Annotated in this window: 27 protein-coding genes; 24 read left to right on the top strand and 3 right to left on the bottom strand. The window is 66.1% G+C overall.

The features are described from left to right. Positions 1–58: 58 nt before the first annotated feature. The 4 genes from ACQR0W_RS01525 to ACQR0W_RS01510 all read left to right on the top strand — a co-directional run bounded on the left by ACQR0W_RS01525 (position 59) and on the right by ACQR0W_RS01510 (position 3,920). Positions 59–1,258 carry a TrmJ/YjtD family RNA methyltransferase gene (locus ACQR0W_RS01525; RefSeq protein WP_315749285.1) on the top strand — a complete coding sequence of 400 codons (1,200 nt, stop codon included), beginning with the start codon at positions 59–61 and terminating at the stop codon, positions 1,256–1,258. 255 nt (positions 1,259–1,513) lie between these two features. Continuing rightward, a complete protein-coding gene (locus ACQR0W_RS01520; protein ID WP_315749286.1) occupies positions 1,514–2,359 on the top strand; it encodes a hypothetical protein in 846 nt (281 codons plus the stop codon). A 187-nt stretch (positions 2,360–2,546) separates the two neighbouring features. Next, positions 2,547–3,665 carry a DUF2336 domain-containing protein gene (locus ACQR0W_RS01515; protein ID WP_315826317.1) on the top strand — a complete coding sequence of 373 codons (1,119 nt, stop codon included), beginning with the start codon at positions 2,547–2,549 and terminating at the stop codon, positions 3,663–3,665. Positions 3,666–3,704: 39 nt separating this feature from the next. Then, entirely contained in the window at positions 3,705–3,920 is a 216-nt protein-coding gene (locus ACQR0W_RS01510) for a hypothetical protein (protein ID WP_315714853.1), read from the top strand. A 31-nt stretch (positions 3,921–3,951) separates the two neighbouring features. Here the strand turns inward: ACQR0W_RS01510 and ACQR0W_RS01505 are convergent, their stop codons facing one another. Continuing rightward, positions 3,952–4,635 carry a TetR/AcrR family transcriptional regulator gene (locus tag ACQR0W_RS01505; RefSeq protein ID WP_315714852.1) on the bottom strand — a complete coding sequence of 228 codons (684 nt, stop codon included), beginning with the start codon at positions 4,633–4,635 and terminating at the stop codon, positions 3,952–3,954. A 257-nt stretch (positions 4,636–4,892) separates the two neighbouring features. Between ACQR0W_RS01505 and ACQR0W_RS01500 the strand changes: the two genes are divergently transcribed. The 8 genes from ACQR0W_RS01500 to ACQR0W_RS01465 all read left to right on the top strand — a co-directional run bounded on the left by ACQR0W_RS01500 (position 4,893) and on the right by ACQR0W_RS01465 (position 12,141). Then, on the top strand, positions 4,893–5,435 hold the full coding sequence (locus ACQR0W_RS01500) for an OsmC family protein (protein WP_172113730.1): 543 nt from the start codon (positions 4,893–4,895) through the stop codon (positions 5,433–5,435). Between the two features lie 34 nt (positions 5,436–5,469). Then, a complete protein-coding gene (locus ACQR0W_RS01495) occupies positions 5,470–6,606 on the top strand; it encodes an acyl-CoA dehydrogenase family protein (protein WP_409999220.1) in 1,137 nt (378 codons plus the stop codon). 49 nt (positions 6,607–6,655) lie between these two features. Next, positions 6,656–7,531 (top strand): sulfurtransferase, encoded by an 876-nt coding sequence (locus ACQR0W_RS01490; RefSeq protein ID WP_315749287.1) that lies wholly within the window; start codon positions 6,656–6,658, stop codon positions 7,529–7,531. Positions 7,532–7,627: 96 nt separating this feature from the next. Continuing rightward, the gene (locus ACQR0W_RS01485) at positions 7,628–9,013 is read left to right on the top strand and encodes a CmpA/NrtA family ABC transporter substrate-binding protein (RefSeq protein ID WP_315826316.1); all 1,386 of its coding nucleotides are present in this window, start codon (positions 7,628–7,630) and stop codon (positions 9,011–9,013) included. A 214-nt stretch (positions 9,014–9,227) separates the two neighbouring features. Further along, complete coding sequence (ntrB, locus tag ACQR0W_RS01480) at positions 9,228–10,067, top strand: nitrate ABC transporter permease (protein ID WP_315749290.1); 840 nt, start codon at positions 9,228–9,230, stop codon at positions 10,065–10,067. Positions 10,068–10,225: 158 nt separating this feature from the next. Further along, on the top strand, positions 10,226–11,128 hold the full coding sequence (locus ACQR0W_RS01475; protein ID WP_316170534.1) for an ABC transporter ATP-binding protein: 903 nt from the start codon (positions 10,226–10,228) through the stop codon (positions 11,126–11,128). 50 nt (positions 11,129–11,178) lie between these two features. Next, the gene (gene cynS / locus ACQR0W_RS01470) at positions 11,179–11,667 is read left to right on the top strand and encodes a cyanase (RefSeq protein ID WP_315749292.1); all 489 of its coding nucleotides are present in this window, start codon (positions 11,179–11,181) and stop codon (positions 11,665–11,667) included. Positions 11,668–11,796: 129 nt separating this feature from the next. Then, positions 11,797–12,141: a gamma-glutamylcyclotransferase family protein gene (locus ACQR0W_RS01465; protein ID WP_315750006.1), complete on the top strand. Its 345-nt coding sequence runs from the start codon at positions 11,797–11,799 to the stop codon at positions 12,139–12,141. Between the two features lie 84 nt (positions 12,142–12,225). Here ACQR0W_RS01465 and ACQR0W_RS01460 read toward each other — a convergent pair whose 3' ends face one another. Next, positions 12,226–12,549: a DUF1476 domain-containing protein gene (locus ACQR0W_RS01460; RefSeq protein WP_315714845.1), complete on the bottom strand. Its 324-nt coding sequence runs from the start codon at positions 12,547–12,549 to the stop codon at positions 12,226–12,228. Between the two features lie 310 nt (positions 12,550–12,859). On the opposite strand from ACQR0W_RS01460, the gene purC reads away from it, so the two are divergent. From purC to ACQR0W_RS01425, 7 genes are all read left to right on the top strand, one after another. Further along, entirely contained in the window at positions 12,860–13,627 is a 768-nt protein-coding gene (gene purC, locus ACQR0W_RS01455; protein ID WP_016843454.1) for a phosphoribosylaminoimidazolesuccinocarboxamide synthase, read from the top strand. Between the two features lie 13 nt (positions 13,628–13,640). Continuing rightward, on the top strand, positions 13,641–13,883 hold the full coding sequence (purS, locus tag ACQR0W_RS01450; protein WP_316170533.1) for a phosphoribosylformylglycinamidine synthase subunit PurS: 243 nt from the start codon (positions 13,641–13,643) through the stop codon (positions 13,881–13,883). Between the two features lie 3 nt (positions 13,884–13,886). Then, positions 13,887–14,066, top strand: coding sequence for a hypothetical protein (locus tag ACQR0W_RS01445; protein ID WP_315749293.1), 180 nt, complete (start codon positions 13,887–13,889; stop codon positions 14,064–14,066). 4 nt (positions 14,067–14,070) lie between these two features. Beyond that, a complete protein-coding gene (purQ, locus tag ACQR0W_RS01440; RefSeq protein WP_315714844.1) occupies positions 14,071–14,772 on the top strand; it encodes a phosphoribosylformylglycinamidine synthase subunit PurQ in 702 nt (233 codons plus the stop codon). A gap of 157 nt (positions 14,773–14,929) precedes the next feature. Next, positions 14,930–15,505 (top strand): hypothetical protein, encoded by a 576-nt coding sequence (locus ACQR0W_RS01435; RefSeq protein WP_316170686.1) that lies wholly within the window; start codon positions 14,930–14,932, stop codon positions 15,503–15,505. Between the two features lie 211 nt (positions 15,506–15,716). After that, positions 15,717–16,979, top strand: a complete 1,263-nt coding sequence (locus ACQR0W_RS01430) for a DUF1236 domain-containing protein (RefSeq protein WP_316170685.1) — start codon at positions 15,717–15,719, stop codon at positions 16,977–16,979. Positions 16,980–17,144: 165 nt separating this feature from the next. Then, positions 17,145–18,455: a cation:dicarboxylate symporter family transporter gene (locus ACQR0W_RS01425; RefSeq protein ID WP_316170532.1), complete on the top strand. Its 1,311-nt coding sequence runs from the start codon at positions 17,145–17,147 to the stop codon at positions 18,453–18,455. Positions 18,456–18,457: 2 nt separating this feature from the next. Here the strand turns inward: ACQR0W_RS01425 and ACQR0W_RS01420 are convergent, their stop codons facing one another. Further along, positions 18,458–19,396: a LysR family transcriptional regulator gene (locus ACQR0W_RS01420; protein ID WP_315826478.1), complete on the bottom strand. Its 939-nt coding sequence runs from the start codon at positions 19,394–19,396 to the stop codon at positions 18,458–18,460. Positions 19,397–19,500: 104 nt separating this feature from the next. Between ACQR0W_RS01420 and ACQR0W_RS01415 the strand changes: the two genes are divergently transcribed. The 5 genes from ACQR0W_RS01415 (at position 19,501) to ACQR0W_RS01395 (ending at position 23,470) form a co-directional block, all read left to right on the top strand. Continuing rightward, positions 19,501–20,316: an alpha/beta fold hydrolase gene (locus ACQR0W_RS01415; protein WP_316185242.1), complete on the top strand. Its 816-nt coding sequence runs from the start codon at positions 19,501–19,503 to the stop codon at positions 20,314–20,316. A 13-nt stretch (positions 20,317–20,329) separates the two neighbouring features. Further along, entirely contained in the window at positions 20,330–20,878 is a 549-nt protein-coding gene (locus tag ACQR0W_RS01410) for a carboxymuconolactone decarboxylase family protein (protein ID WP_316185244.1), read from the top strand. Between the two features lie 2 nt (positions 20,879–20,880). Beyond that, complete coding sequence (locus tag ACQR0W_RS01405; protein WP_315750012.1) at positions 20,881–21,681, top strand: SDR family NAD(P)-dependent oxidoreductase; 801 nt, start codon at positions 20,881–20,883, stop codon at positions 21,679–21,681. Positions 21,682–21,697: 16 nt separating this feature from the next. After that, positions 21,698–22,558, top strand: coding sequence for an amidohydrolase family protein (locus ACQR0W_RS01400; RefSeq protein ID WP_315749300.1), 861 nt, complete (start codon positions 21,698–21,700; stop codon positions 22,556–22,558). 174 nt (positions 22,559–22,732) lie between these two features. Next, positions 22,733–23,470, top strand: coding sequence for a tetratricopeptide repeat protein (locus ACQR0W_RS01395; RefSeq protein ID WP_316186836.1), 738 nt, complete (start codon positions 22,733–22,735; stop codon positions 23,468–23,470). The last annotated feature ends 92 nt before the right edge of the window (positions 23,471–23,562 follow it).

Below are 23,562 nucleotides of genomic sequence, written 5' to 3'. Positions count from 1 at the left end.
AACGAGCGGGCAGGGCGCGATCGGCGCTTCAACCGGATCTGGAAGTCGAGGATTGAGCGTGTCGGGCACCGACAAGACGAAGGCGGGCGTGGAGATCGCAGGGCCAGTGGTGATCCTGGTCGAGCCGCAGCTCGGCGAGAACATCGGCATGGCCGCGCGCGCCATGGGCAATTTTGCGTTGTCGGAGCTGCGACTGGTCAACCCGCGCGACGGCTGGCCGAACATCGCCGCCCAGCGGGCGGCGGCCGGGGCCGACCACATCATCGATCATGTCCGGCTGTTCGACACCCTGCCGGAGGCGATCGCCGACCTCGACCTGGTGTTCGCGACCACCGCCCGAGCCCACGACCAGGCCAAGCCGGTGATGGGACCAGAGGCGGCCGCCCGCGAGATGCAGGGCCAGATCGCCGGCGGCGGCCGGGCCGGCATCCTGTTCGGCCGCGAGCGGGCGGGGCTCACCAACGAGGAGGTCGCCCGCGCCAACCGCATCATCACCTACCCGGTCAACCCCGGCTTTGCCTCGCTGAACCTCGCCCAGGCGGTGCTGCTGATGGGCTATGAATGGTTCAAGCTGGTGACATCGGGCGCGCTGCCCTTCGCCATGCCCGAACGCTCGGAGCGCGCCAGCCAGGGACAGATGGAGGCGTTCTTCGAGAACCTGGTGCGCGAGCTCGACCGGGTCGAATTCCTGCGGCCCGCCGAGAAGCGCGAGACCATGCTGGTCAACCTGCGCAACATCTTCTTCCGCATGGAGCCGTCGCGGCAGGACATCCACACCCTGCACGGCGTGGTCATGGCGATCGCCGAGGGGCGCAAGGGGCCGGCCAAGGGCGGCGTGCTCGACAGCGAGCAGGCGACGCGGCTGCGGGCGCTGATCGCCGAGCAGGGCACGGTGGCCAACCTGCCGGATTCGCGCGGCTCGCTGCGCGGGCTGGCGCGGCTGCTCCGCCGCAACCCGACCGACGCCGAGCGCGCGCTGTGGCACGCGCTGTCGCGCGACCGCCGCTTCGCCGGCCAGTTCAAGCGCCAGACCCCGGTCGGCCGCCACATCCCCGACTTCGTCTCCTTCATCCACCGCCTCGCGATCGAGCTGGTCGGCCCGGACGAGAGCGAAGGCGTGGTGGCGGATCGCAGCGCAAGGCGGGCGTGGCTGGAAAGCCGCGACTACCGCGTCACCGAGGTGAAGGCGGCGGATGTCGAGGCGAATCTGGAGGCCGAGCTGGTGCGGCTGCAGGCGGTGATCGCCGCAGCCAAGTAGTCGCCGACGGTCGCATCGCGAGCCGCGTGGCGGCTATCAATGGCTTCGCGCGTCCGTTCATCACGCGCAAGCGTCGATTGAGTTGCCGCGTGGCATGCGCGGCCCTCGCAACTCATCCGCGCCCGGCAGGCCCCGAGTCTGCGATCTCGTTTACACCGGCTGAACGATGATTTGTGAACGCAATTCCAGATTGTGGTTCTCCCAATCGGTTCTGGTTAGATCGCAGCACCAAGAGCAAGACCTAAGGGGGCATTCATGGCTACGCGACGATGGCGCTCGATTCTGTGTTGTGCGTTGATCATCGGCTCGATCTTCGGCTTGTCGGCAAGCGCCGAACCGGCGGCACCGAAGCGGTGCACGACGGCGGCCGATCTCGGTGCCGACGAGCGCATCGCCGGCTGCACTGTCGTGATCGAGCGCGGCAAGCCGGCGACGCCGCAGGTGATCGAAGCCCGTTTCGCACGCGCCGGCGCCTACTTCCACAAGGGAGACGTCGAGCATGCGATCGACGACTACAAGATCGTCATCGAGCAGTCCTCGGCTGGTCTTCTTGCCGCATTCGATCGCGCCGCTCCTGATCTGCGCGAGAGCGAGCCGCAGCCGGGGTCGGGTTTCGGGCGGGCGTTCGGTCGCAACGGCTACCGCGCGCAGGCCTATCGCGCGCTGGGGATCGCAAGCTTCCAGGCCGGTCTCCTGGAGGAGGCGCAGGACGATTTCAGATGGCTCAGCGAGATCGATCCCCACAATGCCGAGGCGGCCTTGTGGCTGGATCTGGCGCGCCGCCGTGCCGGGCTGGGGAGCGAGCTCGCCGACCACGCGAAGCGGCTCGACATGGGTAAATGGCCGGCCCCGATCGTCCGTCTCTTCCTCGGGCAGGAAACGCCAGAGGCTGTGCTTGCGGCGGCCGACCGCGGTGCTCCCGTCACGCGCCGGGCACGGCGTTGCGAGGCGAGCTTCTTCGCCGCCGAGCTGATGCTCGACCAGAGTCGTGAGCGCGACGCCATGCAACTGATCGACCGGGCTCTCGCCGAGTGTCCGTTGACATCGCGCGAACGCTCGGTCGCCGAGGCGGAGGCGCGCGCGCTCCGCATCATGCCGTAAAAGTCATGCGGAGAGGCACGGCAATCCCGCAGCGAGCTGTTCTCCGGCCGCATGCTTAACGCGCGCGTGCGCATTTGAGTGAAAATGCCCGGTCAAATCCGCACGCGGCGGGTTACGGAACGCTCGGGTTCGAACGGTATGGTCTGCGCATTGCCCTTTCATCGTTGCAACTGTGCGGCCTTTCATCATGAACGAAACCAGATCCGTGTTGCGGGACCTCGAGGATGCGATTGCGCGGGGGACCGCGGACAGCCGCGAGCGCGCGCTGTGGCATGCGACCGACCTGCTGATCGCGGGGCGCTACTGCGAGGAGGAGATCGCCACCTTCGGCGAGGTGATCGGCCGGCTCGCCGACGAGATCGAGATCGAAGCGCGCGCCAAGCTCGCGGATCGCCTCGCCAGGATCGAATATTCGCCGGCCAGCGTCATCCGCAAGCTCGCCTTCGACGACGAGATCTGGGTCGCCGGCCCGGTGTTGCGCGAATCCGAGCGGCTCGATGACGCCACGCTGGTCGAGAACGCCAGCACCAAGAGCCAGGACCATCTGCTCGCGATCGCCGAACGAAAGACGTTGAGCCCGGCCGTGACCGACGTGCTGGCGACGCGCGGCGACCGTGCCGTCGCCACGGCGGTGGCGCGCAATCAGGGCGCCCAGTTCTCCGGCGCCGGATTCCTGCACATGGTCAAGCGGGCCGAGAACGACTCGATTCTCGCCGAGCATCTCGGCCGCCGGCTCGACATCCCCCGCCATCTGTTCCAGCAACTCATCGCCAAGGCCTCGGACGATGTCGGCAAGCGGCTGGCCAGCGAGCGCCCCGAACTGCTCGGCGAGATCAACAGCTCGGTCGCCAACATCGCCGGCGACCTGCAGTCGAAGTTCGGACCCGGCTCGCGCAACTACTTCGTCGCCAAGCGGACCGTGACGATCCAGCACCGCCTCGGCAATCTGCACGAGAGCACCATCGCCGGCTATGCGACCGCGCACAAGGTCGAGGAGGTGACGATCGGCCTCGCGCTGCTGTCGGGACTGCCGGTCGACGTCGTCGAGCGTGCCTTGTTCGACCGCAACCGCGAGATGCTGCTGATGCTCGCCAAGGCGCTTGGCTTTACCTGGGATACGATGATGGCGCTCGCGTTCCTCGGCGCCCGCGACCACCGCATCACGGCCGGCGAGTTGCAGGAGCTGGAGCGTGACTATGCCAAGCTCCAGTCGCTGACATCGCGCAGCGTGCTCGAATTCTATCAGTCCCGCAAGAATCCAGGCAAAGGCGGCAAGGCATCCGCGCCGCGCGCCGTGGCCTATTGAACCTGCAGCGACGGATGGAGGTGATCGCGGATGAAGGGTATGGGACTTCCTCTTCGCAGAGAGCAACGGCTCGGCCATCGCGAGGCGCCTGCGGACCGCGCGGCGGTCGATGCGGCCTGGCACGTGCTCGAAGCGGCCAACGAGCTCGGCGATGAGGCTGCGGTGGCCGCCTGCCGCCGCGTCATCGATGCCAGCCTCAACGGCGCGGGCGCAGACCAGGCGGACCTGAAGCTGGTGACGGAGTATTTCCGCTAGTTCTGTCGCTCGGTTCGCGGGGCAGGGCGGCTCAGACCGCAGCGAGCTGGGGGCCCGCCGCCTTGCTGTTGCGCTGGCCCGCCTTCAGCTTCGCCGGTTCGATCAGCGCCTTCGCCGCCAGCCCGGCGGTGTCCGCGACCTCGGGATTGCGCGACACCATCGCCGCCACGATCGCGCCGTCGATCAGCAGTGCAAGCTGATGCGAGAAGCTCTCCGGCTCGGCAGCGCCCATCTCACGGGCGAGCTTCTCGATATGCGCCAGCACCACTTTCTTGTGGCGCATTGCGATGGTGCGAAACTGCTTCTGGTCCTTGTCGTGCTCGCCGACCGCATTGATGAAGGGGCAGCCGTAGAAGCGCTCCTCGCCGAACCAGCTCTTCAGCGCCGGAAAGATGCGTGCCAGCTTGGTCTCGGCGTCACCGCCGCCGCTCTCCATTTCCGCGATGAACCATTCGCGCCACTGCTTGCCTTCGCTTTCCAGCACGGCGGTGACCAGCGCGGTCTTCGATCCGAACAGCTTGTAGAGTGTGGTCTTCGCGGTGCCGGCCTCGCTGATGATCGCATCGATCCCGGTGGCATTGATGCCGTTCTTGCAGAACAGCCGCGTGGCGGCGCCGAGCAGGCGGCCGCGCGCGGATTCGTCATCGCCGGCCGAGATCGTCCTCGCGATCGCCTGCTTCTTGCCGGTTTGTTTGCCCGCAACTGACTTTGCCATGCGCGCAAGCTTAATCGCTGTGCGCGTGACTCAGCAAGACTGCTGATGTGCTCGAGGCAGCATTGCGCTCAATTTGATCTCCGAAGGCGGCATTCTGCACTGCGCTTGGGCAGCGGAGGTGACGCAACGGCTCGCCACTTGCCGCGATGATCGCGTAAGCCGCGAGGATCACTCCGGCTTTTGATTTTCGGCCTCTCTGGCACGCTTCGTGCAGGATACAGACCGTTCGGTATCCTCATCCCAGGGAGAGAAATGAGATGACCGCTGTGGTTCAGAAGACGGCGCTGACGGGCTGCCTCGCACCCATCGACAAGAACGGGCTTGAACAGCTCATCGTCAACGGCAAGGCCAACCCCAAGGTCATCAAGACCCTGAAGTGCAAGACCGTCGCCGAGGGCAAGTTTCGTCACGCCAACTACATCCGCAACCTCGCGCCCTACATCGTCGACGAGCCGCCGGGGCTGCTCGGTGACGACACCGCGCCAAATCCGTCGGAAGCCTCGCTCGCCGCGCTCGGCTCCTGCCTGGCCGTCGGCCTGCATGCCAATGCGGTGCATCGCGGCTGGATCGTCAACAAGCTCGAGCTGGAGCTCGAGGGCGATCTCAACATCACCGCAGTCTGGGGCACCGGCGACGTCAGCGAGAAGCCGGTCGGCTTCACCGACGTCCGCGTCAAGGTCGACATGGAGTGCGAGGGCATTCCGCAGGAGGAGGTCAAGGCGCTGATCGACCACGTCAAGAAGTGGTCGCCGGTCGCCAACACCTTCACGCGTCCGGTCAATCTCGAGGTCGGGATCTGAGGCGGCCCTCGAGGTCGGCGTAGCGGAGGACGTCATGAACTCAGTAGTCTCGGGTTCACTCGGACAGCATCTGGCGGTCGATGGCGCGGGCGTCATGCCCATACCGTCGACCGTGGAGCAGGTCACGGCGATCGCGCGCAAGGAACTCGCGCCGCTGGCCGCTGGCATCGACGCCGGGACGGTGTACCCGGCCGACGTGCTCCGCCGCTTCGGCAAGGTCGGCGCGTGGAGCAGCCACGTGCCGGAAAATGGCGCGGCGGATCTCAACTGCGCGATCGACACCATCGGCGCGATCGGTGAGGTCTGCGGCGCCTCTGCCTTCATGGCGTGGTGCCAGAACACGCTGGTCTGGTACATCGCCAACTCGCCCAACAAGGCGCTCGTCGGCCGTCTTCTCGACGACGCCGCCAGCGGCCGGTTGCTCGGTGGCACCGGCTTGTCCAATCCGATGAAGAGCTTCTTCGGCATCGAGAAGCTCAAGCTCAGGGGTCGCAAGGTCGAGGGCGGCTACGTCGTGCGCGGCGTGCTGCCCTGGGTCTCGAACCTCGGGCCGGACCACATGTTCGGTACGATCTTCGAGCGTGAGGACGCGCCCGGCGAGATCGTGATGTTCATCGCCGACTGTGCCGATCCGGCGGTGACCCTGCAGCCATGCCAGCCGTTCCTGGCGATGGACGGCACCGGCACCTACGGCATCCAGTTTCGCGACCTGTTCGTGCCGGACGAACTGATCCTGGCCGATCCCGCCGGTCCCTTCGTCAAGAAGATCCGTGCCGGATTCATCATGTTGCAGGCCGGCATGGCGCTCGGCCTGATCAAGGACTGCATCAAGATCATGCAGGAGGTCGAGGCGCCGCTCGGCCACGTCAACCGCTATCTGCCGCAGCAGCCGGTCGATTTCAGCGCGCTCGCCGATGAACTCGCGAAGGAGACGGCAGAACTCGCCAGCGATCCGTTCAACCCCGACGAGACCTATTGGCGCAAGGTCGTGGCGCTGCGCCTGCGTGCCGGCGAGGCCAGCGTCGCTGCCGCTCATGCCGCGATGCTCCATTGCGGAGCCCGCGGCTACCTCAAGGGCAATCGCGCCGAACGTCGCCTGCGCGAGGCCTATTTCGTCGCGATCGTGACTCCCGCGACCAAGCAGCTCCGCAAGATGCTCGCCGACGGCTGACGCCGGCGAGAACGGCAAACCAACAAATCCCAACCAGGAGAGGCCTGCCATGACGGACGTTCTGATTACAGCCGGCGAACTCGCTGAGTTCATCAAGACCGAGCCGTGTGTCGTGATCGACACCCGCAATCCCGATGCCTACGCCGCGGGACATCTTCCCGGCGCCGTCAACGTCCACGAGATATTCACCTATCTCGCGACGTCCACACCGGAAGGCATGGAGGAATTGAAGACGAAGTTTGCGGACGCGTTCGGCGCCGCCGGCCTTTCGGGCGCCGAGACCGCCGTCGTCTACGAACAGTCGATGAACTCCGGCTTCGGCCAGTCGTGCCGCGGCTATTTCCTGCTCACGATGCTCGGCTATCCCAAGGTCAAGGTGCTGCATGGCGGCTACGATGCCTGGGTGGCCGCCGGCATGCCGGTGACGACCGACGTGCCGTCGCCGGCCAAGGCCTCGTTCGCCATCGTGCCGGAGGCGGGCAGCATCCTGATCGACGCCAAGGCGATGCTGGCGGCGGTTGGCAATCCCGCTATCGCGATCCTCGACGTCCGCGATGTCGATGAGTGGATCGGCGATTCCTCCTCGCCCTACGGCAAGGATTTCTGTCCGCGCAAAGGCCGCATCCCCGGCGCCGTCTGGCTCGAATGGTACCGCATGATGAAGCCGACCGCCGAAGGCCCGCGCTTCAAGTCGAAGGACGAGATCCTCGCCGAATGCGCCACCGTCGGCATCACGGTCGACACGCCGGTTTATCTCTACTGCTTCAAGGGCGCGCGGGCCTCGAACACCTTCCTGGCGCTGAAGAACGCCGGCGTGAAGGATGTGCGGATGTACTTCGGCTCGTGGAACGAGTGGTCGCGCGACCCGTCGCTGCCGATCGAGGAAGGACTTCCGATGCCGGCGATGACCAGCAAGGCGGCATAGAAGCTGCATGTTAAGCACGTCCGGCCGCTGAAAAATGCGGCCGGACGAGCAGTTCGAAGGCGCTGACAGCGCAGGTGTGACAAAGGGGCGCAGCACATGTCGATTTTCGATGATCCGTTCGATGCCGATTCACGCGTGAATGCCGGTTGTATCTGCGGCCAGCATCGCAGCCCGGCCGAACATGAGCACGCCGCGCTGGCGCTGCGCTGCGAGCCCGTGGCGGACTCCACCGAGAAGCGCTACGAGAACGTGGTCGCGTCAGCCGTGCTGCGCGCGGTGTTTCCGCAAGCTGCCACCCGCCGCGCGTTTCTGAAGTCGGTCGGCGCCGCCACCGCGCTCGCCGCAGTGTCCCAGTTCTTCCCGCTGAAGACCGCGACCGAGGCGTTCGCCGAAGCGGGCGCGCCCGAGAAGAAGGATCTCAAGGTCGGCTTCATCCCGATCACCTGCGCGACCCCGATCATCATGGCGGCGCCGCTCGGCTTCTATGCCAAGGCCGGGCTGAACGTCGAGGTCGTCAAGACCGCCGGCTGGGCCGTCATCCGCGACAAGACCATCAACAAGGAATACGACGCCTCGCACATGCTGGCGCCGATGCCGATCGTGATCTCGCTCGGCCTCGGTGCGCAGCCGATCCCGTTCACCGTGCCCGCGATCGAGAACATCAACGGGCAGGGCATTACGCTTGCGATGAAGCACAAGGACAAGCGCAATCCGAAGGACTGGAAGGGCATGAAGCTCGCCATTCCGTTCGACTATTCGATGCACAACTATCTCCTGCGCTATTATCTCGCCGAGCACGGCATCGATCCCGACACCGACGTGCAGCTGCGCTCGGTGCCGCCGCCGGAGATGGTCGCGAACCTGCGCGCCGACAACATCGACGGCTTCCTCGCGCCCGACAACATCTGCCAGCGCGCGATCTTTGACGGCGTCGGCTTCCTGCACATCCTGTCGAAGGAGATCTGGGACGGTCACCCCTGCTGCAGCTTCGCGGCGAGCCGCGAGTTCATCACCACGGCGCCGAACAGCTTTGCCGCTCTCACCCGCGCCATCGTCGATGCCACCGCGTACGCGTCGAAGGCTGAGAACCGCAAGCAGATCGCGGAGGCGATCGCTCCGGCGAACTACATCAACGCGCCGGTGACCGTGATGGAGCAGGTCTTGACCGGCACCTACGCCGATGGCCTCGGCAGCGTGAAGACCGATCCGAAGCGCGTCGATTTCGATCCGTTCCCGTGGCAGTCCTTCGCGGTGTGGATGCTGACGCAGATGAAGCGCTGGGGCCAGATCAAGGGCGACGTCGACTACAAGGCGGTCGCGGAGCAGATCTATCTCGCCACCGACACCCGCAAGGTCATGACCGACATGGGCCTGACGCCGCCGAAGGACTCCTACAAATCGTTCTCGGTGATGGGCAAGCCGTTCGATCCGACCAAGCCGGACGACTACGTCGCCAGCTTCAAGATCAAGAAGGCGTCGTGATGGGGGGAATGGGCGCGGCGCTGCTGGCCGCGACAATCGCGATGGACACGACGCTGCCGATCAAATCATCGGTGTCGTCCCCGCGAACGCGGGGACCCATACGCCGTGAACTCGCTTGTGGCAGGAATGGCGACGACGATCTTTTTTACCAAGTCTGGACGGTGGTTATGGGTCCCTGCGTTCGCAGGGACGACACCGTGAGTGGAGCGCCGGCATGACCGCCTCTCTTCGCCTCCGCGCCGCCGTGGTTTCCATCGTGCTGCTGGCCGTGTTCCTCGGCGCCTGGCATATCGCGACGCGCAGCACGGGCGCCGCGGCCAACATGAGCCCGGAATACGCCAAGCTGATGGGCATGACGGCCACGCAGGGCAAGTCGGCGATGCCCGGGCCGCTCGATGTCGGTGCCAAGCTGTGGGAGCATCTGCGGCGGCCGTTCTACGACAATGGTCCGAACGACAAGGGGCTCGGCATCCAGCTCGCCTTCTCGCTCGGGCGGGTCATGCTCGGCTATTTGATCGCAGTCGCGGTCGCGATCCCGCTCGGCTTCCTGATCGGCATGTCGCCCTTGATGAGCAAGGCGCTCGATCCGTTCATCCAGATTCTCAAGCCCATCTCGCCGCTCGCCTGGATGCCGCTCGCGCTCTACACCATCAAGGATTCCAGCCTGTCGGCGATCTTCGTGATCTTCATCTGCTCGGTGTGGCCGATGCTCATCAACACCGCCTTCGGCGTCGCCAGCGTGCGCAAGGAATGGATCAACGTCGCCCGCACGCTCGAGGTCGGGAATTTCCGCCGGGCCTTCACGGTCATCCTGCCGGCTGCGGCGCCGACGATCCTCACCGGCATGCGGATCTCGATCGGCATCGCCTGGCTCGTCATCGTCGCCGCCGAGATGCTCGTCGGGGGCACCGGCATCGGCTACTTCGTCTGGAACGAGTGGAACAACCTCTCGATCACCAACGTGATCATCGCGATCCTGCTGATCGGCCTGGTCGGCATGGTGCTGGATCAGATCCTGGCCCGCGTGTCGCGGCTCGTGACGTTTCCGGAGTAGGGCATGATCAGGCGAACGGCTGCAAGGTGCGCAACTCCGTTCCCCTCCCCCTTGCGGGGAGGGGTTAGGGGTGGGGGTGCCCCACGCGCGAGTCTTCGTGGGGGACCCCCCTCCCTGACCCTCCCCCACAAGGGGGGAGGGAACGGAAAGACCTTCCTATGACCGACAAGTTCATCTCCATCGAAGGGATCGCCAAGCGCTATGATGGGGCGCGCAGCACGACGATCTTCGAGAATCTCTGGCTCGCGATGGCGCGCGGCGAGTTCGTCTGCGTGATCGGGCATTCCGGCTGCGGCAAGACCACGGTGCTGAATGTTCTTGCCGGCCTCGACGTGCCGAGCGAAGGCGCCGTCATCGTCGACGGCCAGGCCATCGAAGGTCCGAGTCTCGACCGCGCGGTCATCTTCCAGAGCCATGCGCTGCTGCCGTGGCGAACGGTGCTCGGCAACGTCGCCTATGCCGTCTCGTCGAAATGGCGCAAATGGGACCGCGCCAAGGTCAAGGCGCATGCGCTGAAATACATCGAGCTCGTCGGCCTGTCCGGCTCCGAGCACAAGCGGCCGTCGGAGCTGTCCGGCGGCATGAAGCAGCGCGTCGGGATTGCCCGCGCGCTCTCGATCACGCCGAAGATCATGCTGATGGACGAGCCGTTCTCCGCGCTCGATGCGCTGACGCGCGGCACCCTGCAGGACGAGGTCCGCCGCATCTGCGTCGAGACCGGGCAGACCGTGTTCATGATCACCCACGACGTGGACGAAGCGATCTATCTCGCCGACAAGATCGTGCTGATGACCAACGGACCCGGCGCGGTGCTCGCGGAGATCGTCGAGAACCCGCTGCCGAAGGACCGGCTGCGCGGCGACCTGCATCGCCATCCGCTGTACTACGCGCTGCGCAACCACATCATCGACTTCCTGGTCAGCCGCAGCAAGACCTTCACCGCCGAGACGCCCGATTACGACCCGCGCAAGGTGCCGGTGGTGAAGATCGGGCGCAGCGAGCCGACGATCGTCGCGTCCAACCCGGTCGAGAACGACGCGCCGCAGGCGATCGCCCGCTGACGCCCAGCCGGAAGAAACCCATCAACGAAGACTTTCAAGGGAGACCAAGCATGAAGCGATCCGACCTCACCGAGAAGCTGCTCGATATCAAGCGCGAGAAAGGATGGAGCTGGAAGTACATCTGCGAACAGATCGGCGGCTATTCCGAGGTGCTGATCGTCGGCGCCGTTCTCGGCCAGATGAAGCTGACCAAGCCGCAGGCGGCGAACGCCGGCGAGCTGTTCGGCCTGTCCAAATCCGAGATCGCGATGCTGAACGAGACGCCGATGCGCGGCGAGGGCGTGCAGATGCCCCCGACCGATCCCTTGATCTACCGCTTCTACGAACTCGTGATGATCAACGGCCCGGCGTGGAAGGAGCTGATCCAGGAGGAATTCGGCGACGGCATCATGTCGGCGATCGATTTCGACATGGTGATGGAGCGCCTGCCCAATGCCAAGGGAGACCGCGTCAAGATCACGATGTCGGGCAAGTTCCTGCCTTACAAATATTACGGCGCCAGCGGCAACGTGCCGGAATACGGCTTCAAGGAGGAATAGGGGAGGGGCGAGTCGTGAATAGGGAGTAGCGAATAGGGATCTCAGCTATTCGCTACTCGCCATTCACTCTCGTCTCGGATATCTCAAGCCGTGATGGGCCCATATCGGCGGAGACTCGGCGTGAGCGTCATGGAGACCAACTTCCTATTTTCTTATGGCACGCTTCAGCTCGAAAGCGTCCAACTGAAATCTTTCGGTCGACGGCTTGTCGGTCGTCCGGATTCGATGCCGGGCTTCAGAAAGAGCTTCATCGAGATCACGGATCCGGACGTGCTCGCTAGCAGTGGTGAGCGGTTTCACCCTATCGTCGTGCCGAGCCACGATCCTGACGACGCTGTCGACGGGACTGTGTTTGAAATCACGTCAGATGAATTGCGTGCAGCCGACCAGTACGAAGTCGCCGATTACAAGCGCATCGATGTTGTGTTGCGCTCCGGCACGCGGGCGTGGGTGTACGTCAAAGCAGCCGAGTAGCGAATAGGGAGTAGCGAATACGGGAAGGACATCGCTGCCCGCCACTCCCTATTCGCTATTCGCCCACTCGCTATTCGCTTCTTCTCACTGTCCCGCCTTGACCTGCGCCACGGCGGTCACCAGCAGCTCGCTCATCTTCGCGCGCACGTCGGCCTCGGTGACGGCCGCGCCCTTGGCGGTGAGGTCTCCCAGCACCTTGCGCAGCACGTCGGCATCGCCCGCTTCCTCGAAATCGGCCGCGACGACCTCCTTGGCGTAGGCGTCGGCGTCAGCGCCGGACTTGCCGAGCTTTTCGGCTGCCCACAGGCCGAGCAGCTTGTTGCGGCGGGCTTCTGCCTTGAACTTCAATTCCTCGTCATGGGCGAATTGCTTCTCGAAGGCGTCCTCGCGCTTGTCGAACGTGGTCATGGTCGGAACTTCCAGTGTTGCCGAAGAGGGTTAACCGCGCAGGCGGTTGCGGGGCGGTGGCCGCACGCCTAAATAATTGGAACATCTTGCCAATACAACGGGTACGAGGCCGCAGGGAAGGGCGGTAAAACTCCGCTCCCGAGGCCCGGATCGATTGTGCTCGGGACACCAATGAGATAGGTTTCCCACAGGCCCGGTTCTCGTTCTGTTTCCGTCCGTCCGGGCCCTCGCGGCAGCTCCGTCGTGGTCCTGTCCAAAGTCATCCGGAGCCCACCATTTCATGGATTTCAACAAAACACGGTACATCCCAATGAGCCGTCGGCGTCGCATTTATGAAGGCAAGGCCAAGGTCCTGTATGAAGGCCCCGAGCCGGGCACCCTGATCCAGCACTTCAAGGACGACGCCACCGCCTTCAATGCCAAGAAGCACCAGGTGATTGAAGGCAAGGGCGTCCTCAACAACCGGATCTCGGAGTACCTGTTTCAGCACCTCAACGACATCGGGGTTCCGACTCACTTCATCCGCCGGCTCAACATGCGCGAGCAGTTGATTCGCGAGGTCGAGATCGTGCCGCTCGAGGTCGTCGTCCGCAATGTGGCGGCGGGCTCGCTGTCGCAGCGCCTCGGCATCGAGGAAGGCACCCAGCTGCCGCGTTCGATCATCGAATTCTATTACAAGAACGACCAGCTCAACGACCCCATGGTGTCGGAGGAGCACATCACCGCGTTCGGCTGGGCGACGCCCCAGGAAATCGACGACATCATGGCGCTTGCCATTCGCGTCAACGACTTCCTGACCGGGCTTTTCCTCGGCATCGGCATCCGCCTGGTCGACTTCAAGATGGAATGCGGCCGGCTGTTCGAGAACGAGATGATGCGCATCATCGTCGCCGACGAGATTTCCCCCGATTCCTGCCGGCTGTGGGACATCAAGTCGAACGAGAAGCTCGACAAGGACCGCTTCCGTCGTGATCTTGGCGGCCTTCTGGAGGCCTATACCGAGGTCGCCAAGCGGCTCGGCATCCTCATCGAGAACGAGCGCCCGGCGGGCTCCGGCCCGGTCCTGGTCAAGAGCTAAAAGGGAACAAGACGTGAAAGCGCGTGTCACGGTGACGCTGAAAGCCGGCATCCTCGATCCGCAGGGCAAGGCGATCGAGGGCGCCCTGAAATCGCTCGGCGTCGACGGCGTCGCCAGCGTGCGGCAGGGCAAGGTGTTCGACATCGAGCTCGCCGGTGCCGACAAGGCCAAGGCGGAGGCCGCCCTGAAGGCGGCCGCCGACAAGCTGCTGGCGAATACGGTGATCGAGAATTACCGGGTGGAGTTGCTGGGGTAGGGAATGGCCGTGATCGACCGCGAGATCTACGAGCTTCTGCTGGAAATCCCGCGTGATCAGGTCCGTGTCGAACATTCTGTCGATGAGCTGCTTGCTGGTGCGCGAGCGTTGAACAGAGAGCTCTCGTCGGACTCACACACTCTCGCGACGCTGCGAGGGGATCATTATCGAGCAAACACGTAGCATCATGAAATCCGCCGTCCTCGTCTTCCCCGGCATCAACCGCGAACGCGACATGGCCCGCGCGCTGCGCATGATCTCCGGCCATGAGCCTGCGATGGTCTGGCACGCCGAGACGTCGCTGCCGAAGGGCACCGACCTCGTCGTGGTGCCCGGCGGCTTCTCCTATGGCGACTATCTGCGCTGTGGCGCGATCGCGGCACGGGCCCCGGTGATGGACGCAGTACGCGATTTCGCCGCCAAGGGCGGCTTGGTGCTCGGCGTCTGCAACGGCTTCCAGATCCTGTGCGAGTCCGGCCTGCTGCCGGGCGTGCTGATGCGCAACGATAAGCTGAAGTTCATCTGCAAGGACGTGCATCTGCGGGTCGAGCGCTCCGATTCGCCGTTCACCCGCGGCTACAATGCGGGTCAGGTCATCCGCGTGCCGGTCGCTCACGGCGAGGGCAATTATGCGGCCGACGAGGAGACCTTGAAGCGGCTCAATGGCGATGGGCGCGTGCTCTATCGTTACTGCTCAGCCGATGGCGAGGTCGGCGACCTCAGCAACATCAATGGCGCTGCGCATTCCATCGCCGGCATCGTCAACGAGAACGGGAATGTGCTCGGCATGATGCCGCATCCCGAGAATCACGTCGAGGACATCATGGGCTGCACCGACGGCCGTGGCCTGTTCGCCGGCCTCGTCGCCCATCTCGACCGCGCGGCCTGATCGGCGGGCTGCGCCCGTGACGTTTCCGTCGGGCCGCTCGCCCGGCCCGACCCACAAACGACCGATTGGTGATCGAGGTTGCGGGACGTCCTCCATCTCCCGGATCGTCCCTGACGTCCGTCCTGCCTGCCACTTCCTCGATCCCGACGGTGCCTTGATGTCGACGCTGCCTCTCACTCAGCGCGCCCTGCGCTGGCTTCTCCTGTCCGTGTCGCTCTCGCTCGTCACGGGCGTTGGCGCCGCTCGGGCCGAGACCCCGTCGACGACGCCGTCGGTCGCCACACCGCCTCTGCCGTTCACCGTGGGCGGCTGGAAACCGCAGCGGCCGAACGGCACCGATGTGACCTTCTTCCTGTGCGACGATGCGAAATGCGGCCCTGGCTCGAAGGTGAGCTACCGGCTCTACGGACCCAACACGACGATGACGATCGAGCAATTCCGCGCCTCCCAGGACCAGACCGTCAAGCTGCTCGACCAGCGCGTGCCGGGTCAGAGCACGACGATTCTGGGCGTCGAGGGCGGCAAGGGCAGCGGGCTGCCGCGCATGTTCTATGCACGGCGCCTGAAAGTGTCGCCAGGCGGAGAGAAGGAATATCAAGTGAGCGGCATGCTGTTCGGCGCGAGAGGCAGTGCCAGCCTGATCAGCTCCGCGACTGGCGAGGCGAACAGCACGGCCAACTTCAAGCAATTCGCGGTCCCGGTCATGCTTCTGCTCGCGCCACGGTCAAAATGATCGCGTGACGGCGCGCCGAAGCCGTTCATCAAAATCGTTCCGGAGTTTTTTCTCGCGCCGTCCGGCAACGCCGGGCGGCTGTTTGCGTTGTCCGCCAGCGAATGGGGCAGGGATCCAAGGAGGTTCTCATATGACGACGAAACATTGGCTGGGAACGGCCGCGATCATCCTGGCGATCGGCACGGCATCAGGTGCATCGGCGCAAGGCGACATGAAGCGCGAGGGAGGCCCGGCCGCTGCGACGGCGCACGAGGCCACGCGTCCGGCTGCCGAGGCGAAGGGAGAGGCAAAGGGCGGCGCCGTCGCGGCGGAACGTGCCGGCGCCGAGGCAAAGCAGAGCGCGCAGGAGCAGCGCCGTGGCGAGCCTTCATCCGCAGCAGGACGCGAGCAGGCTCAGGAAAGGTCCTCCGAGCGGTCGGCACATGATGCCAAGCAGAGCGCCGATAGCAAGGGCGGTGCGGCCGCCGAGCGTGGCCGCGAGGCCAAGGAGAGCGCCGAGTCGAAGTCGTCGACTGACAGCAAGCAGGCCGACAAGCAGTCTGACAGCAAGAGCAAGGCTGAGTCGAAGCAACAGCAGGGGCGCGCCGACGAGCCGCGCAAGGGCGAGGATCGCGCCGCCGAGAGTAAGTCGGGGGCGACGGACCGGAAGTCCGACCGTGAGGCCGATCGCAATGATCACGATAAGGACAAGACCCGGCAGAGCCAGGACGAGCGCAAGACCGGCACGTCCGACGAGGCCGCGGACAAGCAGACCGGCGACCGCAACAAGCAGGCCAACCAGCCGAACGCGGCCGACAGCAAGAACACGACCGCGCAGCAGAACCAGCCGACCGGCGCCGGTCAGCGTGATCAGACCGGGCAGGCCAACAATCAGACCCAGCCCAATGGCAGCCGCTCCAGCACGCAGGTGTCGGTCAACGAGCAGCAGAAGACCCGCGTGGTCGATCAGCTCAAGCGCGATCACGACTTCGATCAGGCGCGCACCAATCTCAACATCAACATCAATGTCGGCGAGCGCCTGCCGGAGCGCGTGCGGCCGCGTCCGCTGCCGTCGGACATCGTGACGATCGTGCCGGAATATCGCGGCTACGAGTACACCGTGATCCATGACGAGATCGCGATCGTCGACCCGCGCAGCCGCGAGATCGTCGACGTAATCCCGCAGAACGGCATGCGCGCGGACCGCGGCTATGATCGCGGCGGCTATGGCGTCGGCTCGACCCGGATCGTGCTGTCGGACGATCAGCGCCAGATTCTGCGCCGCGCCGCCACCGAGACGGGCACTGTGGGCTCGACGACATCGTCGTCGTCCTCGTCCGGATCGAGCTGCCTGAGCCTGCGCCGCGTGCCCGATGAGCTCGCGCGCAGCAATCCGGAGCTGGCCAACTACCAGTATCTGGCGATCGGCGAGCAGGTCGTGCTGGTCGACCCGCGCGATCAGAAGGTGGTGCAGGTCATCGACCAGCAGCAGTAGGGCCGAGGCGCGGCTGCGCCTTGTCTCATCGATGACCTCCCTTGCCGCTGCGGCATGGGAGGCCATCGAAAGATTGATTTGGACATAGCACGTCCGGCTCTGCTTCAGTTCGCTCACAACGGGGAACGAGATTCCATCTCGTCCACAAGGGGAGCGAAACGAGCCATGGCGATCACCCGCCAGCTGTATGTCCAAGTCCTGATCGCGATCCTGCTCGCGATCGCCGTCGGCCTGCTGGCGCCAGAGGCGGCCGTTCAGATGAAGCCGCTCGGCGATGCGTTCATCGCACTTCTGCGCATGATGCTCGGGCCGATCATCTTCTGCTCGGTGGTGCTCGGGCTGACGCATGTCCGCGATATGAGGCAGCTCGGCCGGCTCGCGTTCAAGTCGCTGCTGTATTTCGAGATCCTGACCACGCTCGGCATGGTCGTCGGCTTCATCGCGGTCAACGTGTTCCAGCCCGGCGACGGGCTCCATGCCGGCAACCTCGCGCTCAATGACAGCGTGACGCGCATCTCCAACGCCGCGAGCAATTTCACGGCTATCGGCTTCTTCCTCAGCATCATCCCGACCACGATCGTCGACGCCTTCGCCAAGGGCGAGATTCTCCAGATCCTGTTCATCTCGGTGATGGTGGGCGCGGCGCTGAGCGTCGGCCTGAAGACGGAGTCGGCGATCCTGCGCGGCATCGAGGAGGGGCAGGACGTGCTGTTCCGCATGCTGGGTTTCATCATGAAGCTGGCGCCACTCGGGGCGTTCGGCGCCATGGCGGCGGCGATCGGCACGCATGGCGGCGCCACGCTGCTCTATCTCGGCAAGGTCGTGCTGCTGTACTGGATCACGGCGGTCGTCTTCGTCGCAGTCGTGCTCGGCGGCGTGTGCGCCATCATGCGGCTGTCGCTGCTCAAGCTGCTGCGGCTGATCCGCGAGGAGCTGCTGCTGGTGCTCGGGACCGCGTCCGGCGAGGTTGCGCTGCCGCGGCTGATGCAGAAGCTCGAGCAGGCCGGCTGCGACGGCGCCATCGTCGGTTTCGTGCTGCCGGCCGGCTACAGCTTCAATCTCGACGGCACGGGCATCTACATGGCGATTGCCGTCGGCTTCATCGCCCAGGCCACCGACACGCCATTCAGCTACGGCCAGCAGCTGGCGGTGCTCGCGGTCATGCTGCTGACCTCGAAGGGCGGCACCACCGTCGCGGGCGGCGCCTTCATCAAGCTCGCGGCGACCCTGCAATCCGTCCGCGTGCTCCCGCTCAACGGCCTCGGCCTGCTGTTCGGCATCGACCGCCTGATGGCGACCTGCACCGCGCTCACCAACGTCGTCGGCAACACCGTTGCCGTGTTCGTCATCGCGCGCTGGGAAAATGCGCTGGATGCCGCCAGGCTCGATGCCTATCTCGCGGGTGGCGCCGCGTCGACGGCCGCGGAGGCGGCCGTCGACGAGGGCCACGCTGCAATCGCCGGTGCGGGCGAATGAGCTCAGCGCACGTAGTCGCCGATGATCTTGGCGCCGGGCCAGGCGCCGTCCGCCACGCTCTGCGCGATCACCTCGCGCATCAGCGCCAGCAGCTCGTCGGCCAGCCAGGTCGGCTGGCGTTCCCGCGGCATGCCGATCGAGACGGTCGAGATCAGCGGCGGCCGCTCGATCGACCGCACGGTGAGCTCGCCGCGCTTCGCCTCGGCAACGACCGCGGCATGGGCGAGGATCGTTGCGCCGAGACCGCGCCGAACCATGGCCTTCGTCATGCTCACGCTGTCGACCTCGAAGGCGACGTTGAGCCGCGTGCCGTTCTGGATCGCCGCCTGCTCGATCAGCCGCCGGTTGCTGTGCGGAAGACTCGGCAGGATCAGCGACAGCCCGGCCAGCTCGCGCCAGCCGATCGTCTCGGCCACGGTGTCGCCGCGCTTGGCCGGCGGCAGGGCGACGACCATCCGCTCGTGCAGGATGGGGGCCAGCGCGATGCCGTCGAGCGGCGGGGGATTGTAGAGCACGGCGATGTCGAGCCGGCGGTCCAGCAGCCATTCCTCCAGCGACGAGCTGATGCCCTCGCGGACCTGCACGGAGGCCTGCGGCCAGCGCCGGCGCAGTTCGACCACCACGGACGGCGCGATGCGCAGGCCCGCGACCGGCGGCACCCCGAGCGCGATGTGACCGGCGAAGCTCGAATCCGGCGAGCGCACCGCGCCCGGCATCTGGTCGATCTGCAGCAGCACGGCATGGGCGTGCTCGAGGAACGTCGTGCCGGCGCGGGTCAGGCGGACGCCGCGGCCGTGCCGCACCAGCAGCGCGACGCCAAGCTCGTCCTCCAGCTTCATCAGCTGCCGGCTGAGCGCGGATTGCGCGACATTAAGCAATGCCGATGCCCGGCTCAGGCTACCGGCGCGCGCCACCTGCACGAAGTAACGAAGCTCGCGGATGTCGATGGCCGTGTCCTCCGCGCCGCTGCCCGCCGCAGTTTATTGCAAGCGGCCCAGGGCGAGTCAAACCGCGCGCCGACAACGATGAGACGGGCGCCTCGCCGATGAACTTCATCCATCTCGACGGCTTGACGCTGCGCTATGAGCTGCGCGGCGGTGGCGCGAGGACGCTGGTGTTGCTGCATGAGCTCGGCGGCAGCATCGAAAGCTTCGATGCCTTGATGCTCGAGCTGCCCGACGACCTGCGGGTGCTGCGCTATGATCTGCGCGGCGCCGGCCTGTCGGAAAAGCCGCGCGCGCCGTTCGGCTTCGCCGATCACGTCGGCGACCTCGACCGGCTGCTGCGGGCGCTCGGCACCGACGGACCGGTCGATATCGCCGGCGTCGCCGCCGGTGCGGCGCTCGCCGTCAGCTTCGCGCTGGCGCATCCGCAGCGCGTGGGCGCGCTGGCGCTGTGCGCGCCGGCCCTCAGCGTCGATGCTGGTCGCGTGCAGTATCTGGCGGCGCGCTCCGCGCTCTGCATGCGCGCCGGCATGCGCGCTGTGGCGGCTGATACGCTCGATCGTTCCTATCCGCCGGTGCTGCGAACCGACCGCAATGCCTACCTCGCTTATCTCGGCCGCTTCCTCGGCAACGATCCGGTCGGATATGCCCATAACAACCTGGCGTTCGCCGAGGTCGATCTGCGCGAACGGCTCGCGGAGGTTCGGCAGCGCTGTCTGCTGCTTGCCGGCGCGCATGATCTGTTGCGGCCGCAGGCGCAGGTCGAGGCGCTCGCCCGTCTCATTCCCGGCGCGGCGTTCGCGACCGTCGACACGGCCGGTCATCTGATGCAGGTGCAGGCCCCGGCCGAGCTGGCGGGGCGGCTGACGGCTTTTCTTGCCACGCCCGCGGCACAGCCGATTCCTCGCGCCTCGTGACCAGGAGCATCGCATGCGCATCGAGGACCTTGCCCTGGCCGAGATGGACGAGACGCAGCGCGCGGTGGCCGAAGAGGCCATCGCCGGCCGGCGCGGCCGGATCCCGGCGCCGCTGCGGGCCTGGCTGCACAGTCCCGAGCTCGGACGCCGGGCCCAGAAGCTCGGCGAGTTCGCCCGCTACGAGACGTCATTGCCGCCTGCGCTGTCCGAGCTCGCGATCCTCGTGACGGCGCGGCACTGGACCTCGCATGTCGAATGGTATGCCCACAAGCGGGATGGGCTCGCGGCGGGCATCGCCCCGTCGGTCATCGACGCGATCGCGCAACGGCGTGATCCAGAGTTCACCGATCCGGCCGCGAAGCTCGTTCACGACTACACCCGGCAGCTGCTCGCCAGCGGCCGCGTGCCGGACGATCTGCACGCGCTGGCGGCCGCAACCCTCGGCACGCGCGGCGTCGTCGATCTCGTCGGCATCATCGGCTATTACGGGCTGGTGGCGCTGACCCTCAACGCGTTCGACATCGGCCTGCCCGATGGCGAGACGCCGGAGCTGGAGCCATGACCATGACGAAGCGCCTGGAGGGCAAGGTCGCGATCATCACCGGGGCCGGCTGCGTCGGTCCGGGCTGGGGCAACGGCCGCGCCGCGGCGGTCATCTTCGCGCGCGAGGGCGCCAGGGTCCTCGCCGTCGACCGCGATGGCAGCCGCATGGACGAGACGCTGGCGCGCGCCCTGGACCACGGCGGCGTCATCCAGGCCCACCGCTGCGACGTCACCGATGCGGCGGATGTCGCCGCGATGGTCGACGCCTGTATCGCAGCGTTCGGCCGCGTCGATATTCTGGTCAACAATGTCGGTGGCTCGGCGCCGGGAGGCCCGGTCGAGCTGAGCGAGCAGGGCTGGGACGCGCAGCTCGATCTCAACGTGAAGAGCGTCTTCCTCACCTGCAAGGCGGTGCTGCCGCACATGGCGGCGCAGGGCGGCGGGGCCATCGTCAACACGGCCTCCACCTCGGGCATCCGCTGGACCGGATCGGCGCAGGTCGGCTACGCCTCGGCCAAGGCCGCGGTGATCCAGTTCTCGCGCGTCGTTGCCGTGCAGTATGCCCCGCAGCGCGTGCGCGTGAACACGGTGGTGCCTGGCCAGATGCACACGCCGATGGTCGAGGCGCGCCTCGCCGGGCAGCGCGCCGGCGGCGATGTCGCGGCGCTGCTGCGGACGCGGCAGGCTCGCATCCCGCTCGGCTTCATGGGCGACGGCCGCGACACCGCCCACGCCGCGCTGTTCCTCGCCTCCGACGAGGCGCGCTTCGTTACCGGCACCGAGATCGTTGTCGATGGCGGCATGAGCGCCCGCTGTGACTGAACCCATGAGCACGGGCATGGCTGCCGTTTCCCGCGCATGGCCGGCGGGGGCCTGCGATGCGCATTGTCACATCTTCGGTCCGTTCGACCGCTTTCCGCTGCCCGACGATCGCAGCTTCACGCCGCCGGAGGCGCCGGAAACGGCGCTGCGCCGTTTGCACGATCGGCTGGGCATCGATCGCGCGGTCATCGTCCACAGCCAGGGTCATGGCCGCGACCATCGCCCGCTGCTCGATGCGCTGGCCGTGGGAGAAGGCCGCTACCGCGGCGTCGCCGTGCTCGGAGCGGAGGTCACGGCTGCGGAGGTCGCGCGCCTCGATAAAGCCGGCGTCTGCGGTGCCCGCTTCAACTTCCTGGCGCATCTCGGCGGCGCGCCGTCGGCGGAGCGCATGCGGGCCGTGCTCGCGCTGGTGAGGCCGTTCGACTGGCATGTCGCCATTCATGTCACGGCCGCCGATCTCATCCGCTATGCCGAGCTGATCGCGGCCATCGAGCTGCGCATGGTGATCGACCACATGGCCCGGCCGGACCTCGGCCGGAATCTCGGCGCCTGTCAGGCGATCCTGTGTCGCTTGCTCGACAGCGGGCGGGTCTGGATCAAGCTCAGCGGTGCCGATCGCATCTCGCGCGAGGGCGCGCCCTATCATGACGTTGTGCCGTTCGCCCGAAGCGTTGCCGCGCACGCCCCTGAGCGCGTGCTGTGGGGCAGCGACTGGCCGCACGTCAACATCACGGGACAAATGCCGGACGATGCGGTGCTGGCCGACCTCGTGGCCGAGATCGCGCCGTCGGAGACGGCGCGACAGCGGCTTCTGGTCGACAATCCCTCGGCGTTCTTTCGCTTCGATGAATCTCGCCGGGGCCCCGTGGGAGCTTAGCTACGAGCGTCGCGGAGGCCGCCGCCACAGGCGTGCGTCCATTGAACCTGCTGTGGCCGTGATGCGTCAAAACGGGATCGTCCGCAACGGCCTGCGTGAGCGCGGGATTGTCCGGGCTGGCCGGCCACGCTATCAACGTCGGCGTGTAAAATCTCGCCGAGTTGGGGATCTGCCGTGCCTATCGCGCTCGTCGTACTGCTGCTCGACATTTCGCTGATCTACCATGCGTCGCGGACTGGCCGTCTGCAGCCCTGGGCCTTCATCATCCTGATGGTGCCGATGATCGGCGCGCTCGCCTACATCGTCGTCGAGCTGGTGCCGGAATGGCTGGGCAGCCACGACGTCCAGAAGGCGCGCAAGCGCGTCGCCAACAAGCTGGACCCCGAGAAAGACTACCGCGAGTTGTCCGATCGTGTCGCGATCACGGACACGATCGCCAACCGCGCGGCGCTGGCCGAGGAATGCGTCGCGGTCGGGCGTTATGAGGAGGCCGAGCAGCATTACGATCACATCCTGAGCCTGCCGATGGGCCACGAGCCGCTGTTCGCGCTCGGCAAGGCCAAGGCGCAGTTCGCGCGCCGCCGCCCAGGGGATGCGCTGGCGACGCTCGACGAGCTGCAGAAGAGCTGGCCGGACTACAATTCGGCCGAGGCGCATCTGCTCTATGCGCGGGCTTTGCAGGAAGCCGGCCGCACCGACGAGGCCATCGAGGAGTACCAGGCGCTGCTGGACTATGCGCCGGGCAGCGAGGCGAAGGTCCGCTACGGCACGCTGCTCAAGCTGGTCGGCCGGATCGATGAGGCCAAGGTCGTGTTCACCGAGCTGCTGATCCAGATGAAGCGCGCACCACGGCATGTGCGCAAGGCGCAGGCCGAGTGGATCGCCCTCGCCGAGAAGCAGCTCGCGGGGTAGCTCCGCAACGGCAGGGTACATCTTCTCCGCGCGTCATTCCGGGGCGCGCGGAGCGCGAGCCCGGAATCCATAACCACGCATGTCTTGGGAGG

This window comes from Bradyrhizobium sp. HKCCYLRH1034 (assembly GCF_051168375.1).
Taxonomy (GTDB): Bacteria; Pseudomonadota; Alphaproteobacteria; order Rhizobiales; family Xanthobacteraceae; genus Bradyrhizobium.
This window is presented reverse-complemented; position numbering and strand designations above follow the sequence as displayed.